The sequence below is a fragment of the Peribacillus deserti genome (assembly GCF_002863585.1).
Classification (GTDB): domain Bacteria; phylum Bacillota; class Bacilli; order Bacillales; family DSM-1321; genus Paraperibacillus; species Paraperibacillus deserti_A.
The window spans coordinates 1-6,397 of record NZ_PGUY01000090.1 but is presented as its reverse complement, the minus strand read 5'-3'; the positions used below and the strand labels follow the sequence as shown (position 1 = coordinate 6,397).

The window sequence follows — 6,397 nt, the reverse complement described above, 5'->3', positions numbered from 1 at the left end:
TTGGTAACAAGGAAATAACGGAGAAAATGTTTTCTATATGCGATGGTATTCTTTTAAGTGGCGGTGAAGACATAAATCCTCAGCTGTTTGGTGCTGAACCTCATCCAAAGTTAGGAAAAATTATACCCGAAAGAGACAGCATGGAAGTATCTATAATAGAATTTGCTAGAAATAAAAATATTCCTATTTTTGCAATATGCAGAGGAATTCAAATCTTAAACGCAGCACTAGGTGGAACGAATATACAAGATGTTGAAAGTGAAAAGGAAAACTGCCTAAAACACTTCCAAGCTACCTCCTCTAGAGGGGATGCAACTCATTTAATTACTGTCGAAAAGGGCAGTAAATTAAATAAGATTACAGGGAAAGTGGAACTAAATGTAAATAGTTTTCATCATCAAGCAGTTAATGAAGTAGCTCCAATACTTAAACCTATTGCGGTTGCGAAGGATGGAGTTATTGAAGCTGTAGAATCAAATGACGACGAGAATCACTGGATTTTGGGTGTACAGTGGCATCCAGAAGACATGACTAAAACAGACAAGGATATGAAACTTTTATTTAAGGCATTTATTGGAGCATGTTAACACCGCATTTTGCTTTTTTTGCAAAGAGCTTTGCCCGTTATTGGAATTATTCTTTAACGGGTGCATTTGTGGAACAGATGACTGGTGATGGAAGCTATTTCGTACCACTTTAAGGAAGGTTGGAGGGTTTTATTTTTCTTAGTGTCGAAGTTGACTCAAACTGTGTGGCAAGGACGATCCTGTAAAACTATCAAACTTGGCGTTATAGATTCAGGTTTTGGACCAGAGGATGGAACAACGGGAACAACAGAGTATGTAGGTCGTGCGGTTGTGGCATTGGCATCAGACACCACGGTATCTGAGTTTTCGGGAGACACAATAATGGTGGCTGAACTGGCGAGAAAATATCGCTTTACCGATGGCGATGGAACTCAACCTTTACCGTTTGATTAAGTCTAGGATGCATTCTATATGTTAAATGTCCGGAGTTATTTTAAATAAACTAATGTGAACGTTAGTCTAAGAAGATACAGTTGCTTAAGCAGTCAGCATAAAAACCTCTGAAACACCTAGGCGTATGTAAAAAATGATGTATAAACGTGGGAGAAAGTAAAGAAATCATTCACAATATTATTTCTATGGCTAACTGTTACGGCATGTTCAAATTCGGACGATGATCAATTAAAATGGTTTAACTCAAAAGAAAAAGCATTTCATTATGGAATCACAGAGGAAACAATTAATAAAGGAGACATTTTGGGAGAAGTTAGGGCCGGTAATGAAACTTTTATTGTGTTTAAGGATGAGAGAAAAGATGGAACGGCGGTAAGTGTAGCCAGTATAAGCAACCGTGATAATCAATATGCTTGGTTCAGAAGTGCGGCATACGTCCAGATTAAAAGCGATGGTCAAAAAATAACTTCGCAGGATAGTTGGAATAGCTGGGAAATAGAAACACAGTCTAAGGAAAAGTTTAACGTCTATTGCGGTTTGACAAGTAAATCCAAAACAATTATAGAAACAAAAACGGGGCGAACAGTTAAACCTAAGATTGATAAAAAATCCGGTATTTATTTTTATATCGAGTCTTCCAACAATTAGGTTATTCATCTAAAGGGTGCGTTAGTGGAAGTCTGATATGGCTGCTTTAATCATATCTATAAAATATCTAATTTGATATTACAGCCATTCCCTTGTTATAATAAACTGTTTTTAACATATCGAGGAGGCACATTATTTTAATGTCAATAGAAATAGGAAGTAAGGTACAAGGTAAAGTTGCTGGTATCACTAATTTTGGAGCATTCGTAGAATTACCTGGAGGAACAACAGGTCTTGTGCATATCAGTGAAGTTGCTGATAGTTATGTAAAAGATGTTAATGATCATCTGAAAATTGGCGATATGGTTGAAGTAAAAGTGTTAAGTGAGAAAGAAGGAAAGATTGCCTTATCAATAAAGCAAACCATAGATAAACCTGAAGGGCAATCTTATAATAAACAGCGTCCTCGCCCAACTCAAGGAAGAGGGAATGATCGTTCTAAAGGTAACTTTAAACCAAGAGAAACCTTTGAAGATAAAATGTCTCAATTCTTAAAGAGAAGTGAAGAGAGCTTAACTTCTCTAAAACGTAACACTGAAGGAAAACGAGGTGGAAGAGGAGGAAGACGTGGTTAACTTGCTTCGGTTTCCTTCTTCATTCCGATTAGGGGGCTGTTCCGGCAGTCCTTTTCTTACTTAGAAAAAAGTTTGTGAAATATTATCCATAAATAAACGGGTGTGTTAGTACCTGAATTAAGTCTGGAGTATGTTTAAGTCCTTTGCTTAAGAGGACGTTGCTGGTGGAGAGAGAGCTATTTTACTTATAGTTAGTCGATAAAAATAGTGCAAAAAACATTTACCGGGTGAGACAAAATGGCAAATTTGCTTATGTTGAACAACATACCCAAGAAGCGAACCTATAAATGGTTCTTTTTCTTTGCTGTGATATATTAGTTTCAACATATAACAAAGAAAAAAAGCTCACAATAGATATTATTATCCCCTTTAAGTAGATAGTGTAAAAAGTCCATGATCATTCATGTGAGCTACACTAGTAGGTACTTGGAGGGGATATTTTTTTGGCTAAAGGGAAGTGAATTTCAAAGGTATTCAGAGGAATTCTAACGGAAGGCAATCCATCTGTATCAAAGTGGACATGGGAGCTACGAAACGGTTTCTTAAGAAATGGGTCTCCGACGCCCTACCCAGTTAAAGACATGGGCGAAACAAATGGAGGAAGGACAACCGTTAGCCGATTAAAGAGGAAAACATAGTTCGACTCCTGATCATCTATTTTATCGGTCGACCAAAGACGAATTTCCGTATTGTGGAAGAGAGAGATTATTATAAGGCACAGGTTGAATACCTAAAAAAAGCAATTTCCAAATCTACACGGGGAGGGGAAATCAAACAAACATTAAGGTGTGAGATCATTTATAAAACGAAGAGTTTGTATTCTATTACATGGCTGGTGGAAATTACGCAGGTAAAGCGTTCTGGTTATTACAAATGGGTTAAAACAATGGAGACACACGATGAGAAAGACAAAAAGGGCCAGGTAGTCAGAGACCAAATCCTTGCCATTCATTTAAGCCACAGAGAATTTGGATATCCCCGGATCACATTATAAAAGGTTCCAAAAACGACTCAACCAGTGTGCTCCGGTAGAGTACCGTCTCACACTGGCTGCTTAGTCTTTTTTAGGGCTGTCTACTTGACAGGGATAAGTTCACCTTACTTGCAGACTTAAGATCATTTTCTATTTTCACGATCTTTTGTTCCAGACGGAAGATCTCTTCGGGCAAGGTTGCTAAAAGTTGATAATATAGTTCGGCGTTCCAAGGGATAGCAGGATAAATGTTAGTCATTGATTCAATGCCATTATTTTTAAGCATTCTATAACGGTGACGGGTCTCGATTAATGACTCTGTTAAGTTATTTAAAAGAGTGGCCATATCATTCCCCCAAGTTCTGATATAACTGTTTTATACCCTTTCATTTTTTGAACAATCGTCTTTAAGTGAAAAAGTTTTTCAGCTTAAGGGTGCATTAGTTTAAAAAAGGCGCTTCAGCAGCCTTTTTTGAATAGTATAGAGGAGTTGTGAATGAGTGAAGTGAATATATTTATAAAGAATCTTTCCTGCTGTTACTTAAGGGGGCACAGATATACCCTTGGTTTTCTGAAGGGTTAGCCGATTATGTAGGTTATGATAATCTTGATATTGATATTAAAATCACATGGCAGTTTTTCTAGAGGATTAGAAAGTATAACAGGAAAGGGCATTAATGCCTTAGAGGAACCAATAAAAGGTTTTAAGTATTTAATGGGTAAACGAAAAATGAATGATACAAAATATTAAAAAATTTCAACGGGTGCGTTAGTATCTAGAGGACTGCTTCGGCAGTCGGGTAGGATTGTTTAAAAAGAACAGTCTGTTTTATAAGCAAGTGATGCTATAAAAGGAGAGGTTTTCTTGCAGATAAATTTATCTTTCTTTATAGGTGCGTGGTTATTAGTATTTAGTATAATAGGTTGCTCAAACGCAACATTAGAGAATAAAGAAAAGACAGGAAGCGATGTTACGCTTGATGATAAAATTGCAGAAGAAAAAGGTATATTATCAAAGGATGATGCAGATGCAGAAGTGCTTGTCTATAACGAACTTAGTGCTGAAGAAAAACAGAGTTTGACGATTGATTTTTTTAAAGAAGAGGGAACTAAATATTTCATTAGAGTTTATGAACCCGTAAATGGTGAAGTAAAAGTAAAAAAGAAATATACTGTTGACTTTAATACAGAGGAAATCCAACTGATAAAGTAATAAAGGGGTGATTGAGTGATCTTCCGCTAACGCACCCTATAGTATAAGTACATTTCTTCACAATCCCCTGCTATTGTGTTATTGCAATTCAATAAGTGCAGCCTATTAGGATTGCAAGTTTTGATGGAAATGAAAATTAACAGAGCCTTTCGCATATAAATTCTTATAAAAATTCACAAGCAGTTTGGAAAATAAAATAGCACAAAAATATGATTGGAGCATAAGGCCCAAGCCATTTAATTATCACAATCATTATTGAAGATAGCACTAGAAAGTCAAGGAACAAATATTAATTAAAAAAAGGGGCAGGTTACTTGAAGAAGGAAACTGATATATTCGTGGAATTCAGTTTATAAAATATAGTCTGGGGTGTATTTATACGGATAGTCAATTATTAAAAATATTTAGATAAGAAGGGAACTTAACGCTCCCTTTTTCGCTGGATGCAAAATTCTACCCCCTTCTGGAGGGTGGAAAACGTCCGGACGCCGGACAGGTTGATTTGGGAACGGGTCAGTCCGATGGCGAGGTCCGGGGAGATTCCAACGATGAAGCATTCAGTTCCCATAAGGTGGACGGCCGTGATCAGCTGCTGAATCCCTGCAAGGGAAAGATCATCGGCATGGGTGTATCCGGTTACATCGAGAAGAAGGGTGTCCGCCTTTCCGTTCGATACATGGGTCAATGCCGTATGGATCAGGTCCGACATCCTCTCCCTATTAAACTTTCCGATCAACGGGATGACAAGGATGCCGTCGATTACCGGTATGACAGGGGAGGACAGCTCTTTCACCAGGGAAGCGAGTTCCTCCTCCGCTTGTTTCCGGTCGGTAATGTCACGCCCGACGTTGATGGTCTGGATGATGTTGCCGGATGGATCCCGGATAATCTCAGTTGTCGTCTCATACCAGCGATAATCCCCGTTCTTATGCCGGACTCGCCCGATAAAGCGGAATGTGTTCTTATCGATGAAAAGCGAATTACGGTAATCCTGCCATTCTCTGTTGGTATCCGGTGGGTTGAAGGAGGCAGCCGGCTTCCCGATGACCTCATGAGGGGAATACCCAAGGAGAGCCTCGACGGTCGGGGAAATATAGGTGAACACCCCGTCGGCTGAAAGGATGGAGATGATATTCTGGGATTTCTCGGAAATGAACGAGAACAATTCCTGTTTATTGACCATAGACTTGGACGAACCCCTTATCTGCTTCATTTTCTTATAATTATAACAGATGTAAGACAGGCTATGCCTGCCTTTTTCGTATTTTCTCATTCACAAGGACCATGAATTCGTCATCCAGCGGATCGAGCGTCGCACCCCCTTTCCTTAGGAGGGCACGTTCAAGGAGCAAGTCGGTAACACCACAGTTTAGAGACATCAAAGTAAAAATGCTAAGAATTCATTGTGAAGTATTACACTTAAAGTAACGGGTGCGTGTGCGGCCGAGCCTAGGTCGTATCATATAGCGGGTGGGATTCCCGTCGAGTAAGAACTAGCCATTCGCTCGTAGCGAGTCTTGGAGGGCTAAAGGTAACTTTAGTCTTTAAGCGTAGACAGTTAGGTGGCGGGCCGAAAGCCAAATGGTTGAAGGGATTGAGCTCCATAATGTTAGTAAATCGAGAGGGCTGATGCCTTACGCACTGCAGAAAGCTACATTTTATCCTTCGATAAGGGCAAGATGGATAAAACCTCTCTGGAGTCAGAGACCTTGGCACGTTACACATCGATATGATACGGCAACTCGGGAGACCCTACCGGCCTTTTCTTGTTAGAAGAGTATGGTGTACAAGCGATAAAAAGCAAGGAAACCAAATGCTGTGTAGGGAGTCGGATAGCAGCGTAGTACCAATGAAGTTGGGTAATGCCGATGGAGGAAAGGCTAGCTACCAGTTATCGCCCTTACTAGGGAAACATTTACTACACTCAGAGGTAGGGATGAATGGAGACAAAACTACTAAGGATAGCAGAATTAGCAAAATCTGAATCTAAGAGATTAGCTACATTTTG

At 39.3% G+C, this 6,397-nt stretch carries 8 protein-coding genes; 6 read left to right on the top strand and 2 right to left on the bottom strand.

Annotation, left to right across the window (positions count from 1 at the left end; all coding sequences use genetic code 11):
* The 5 genes from CUU66_RS23045 to CUU66_RS24495 all read left to right on the top strand — a co-directional run.
* Positions 1 to 587 (top strand): gamma-glutamyl-gamma-aminobutyrate hydrolase family protein (locus CUU66_RS23045; RefSeq protein WP_142383771.1); only part of this gene is annotated, 587 nt, incomplete at its 5' end.
* An 87-nt stretch (positions 588 to 674) separates the two neighbouring features.
* Complete coding sequence (locus tag CUU66_RS23040) at positions 675 to 980, top strand: hypothetical protein (protein WP_101645742.1); 306 nt, start codon at positions 675 to 677, stop codon at positions 978 to 980.
* Between the two features lie 303 nt (positions 981 to 1,283).
* Positions 1,284 to 1,628: a hypothetical protein gene (locus tag CUU66_RS23035; RefSeq protein WP_101645741.1), complete on the top strand. Its 345-nt coding sequence runs from the start codon at positions 1,284 to 1,286 to the stop codon at positions 1,626 to 1,628.
* Between the two features lie 140 nt (positions 1,629 to 1,768).
* On the top strand, positions 1,769 to 2,203 hold the full coding sequence (locus tag CUU66_RS23030) for a S1 domain-containing RNA-binding protein (RefSeq protein ID WP_101645740.1): 435 nt from the start codon (positions 1,769 to 1,771) through the stop codon (positions 2,201 to 2,203).
* A 691-nt stretch (positions 2,204 to 2,894) separates the two neighbouring features.
* A complete protein-coding gene (locus CUU66_RS24495; protein WP_180955410.1) occupies positions 2,895 to 3,197 on the top strand; it encodes a hypothetical protein in 303 nt (100 codons plus the stop codon).
* A gap of 70 nt (positions 3,198 to 3,267) precedes the next feature.
* Here the strand turns inward: CUU66_RS24495 and CUU66_RS23020 are convergent, their stop codons facing one another.
* Positions 3,268 to 3,522, bottom strand: a complete 255-nt coding sequence (locus CUU66_RS23020) for a hypothetical protein (protein ID WP_101645739.1) — start codon at positions 3,520 to 3,522, stop codon at positions 3,268 to 3,270.
* A 519-nt stretch (positions 3,523 to 4,041) separates the two neighbouring features.
* On the opposite strand from CUU66_RS23020, the gene CUU66_RS23015 reads away from it, so the two are divergent.
* Positions 4,042 to 4,389, top strand: a complete 348-nt coding sequence (locus tag CUU66_RS23015; protein ID WP_101645738.1) for a hypothetical protein — start codon at positions 4,042 to 4,044, stop codon at positions 4,387 to 4,389.
* A 421-nt stretch (positions 4,390 to 4,810) separates the two neighbouring features.
* On the opposite strand, the gene CUU66_RS23010 is transcribed toward CUU66_RS23015, so the two are convergent.
* Positions 4,811 to 5,572, bottom strand: a complete 762-nt coding sequence (locus CUU66_RS23010) for a PAS domain S-box protein (RefSeq protein WP_180955409.1) — start codon at positions 5,570 to 5,572, stop codon at positions 4,811 to 4,813.
* Positions 5,573 to 6,397 lie beyond the last annotated feature (825 nt).

Excerpts from the sequence above, each read along its gene's own strand:
- CUU66_RS23040 (WP_101645742.1), top strand. The coding sequence starts at position 675 with ATGGAAGCTATTTCGTACCACTTTAAGGAAGGTTGGAGGGTTTTATTT.
- CUU66_RS23010 (WP_180955409.1), bottom strand. The coding sequence starts at position 5,572 with ATGGTCAATAAACAGGAATTGTTCTCGTTCATTTCCGAGAAATCCCAG.
- CUU66_RS23030 (WP_101645740.1), top strand. The coding sequence starts at position 1,769 with ATGTCAATAGAAATAGGAAGTAAGGTACAAGGTAAAGTTGCTGGTATC.
- CUU66_RS23020 (WP_101645739.1), bottom strand. The coding sequence starts at position 3,522 with ATGGCCACTCTTTTAAATAACTTAACAGAGTCATTAATCGAGACCCGT.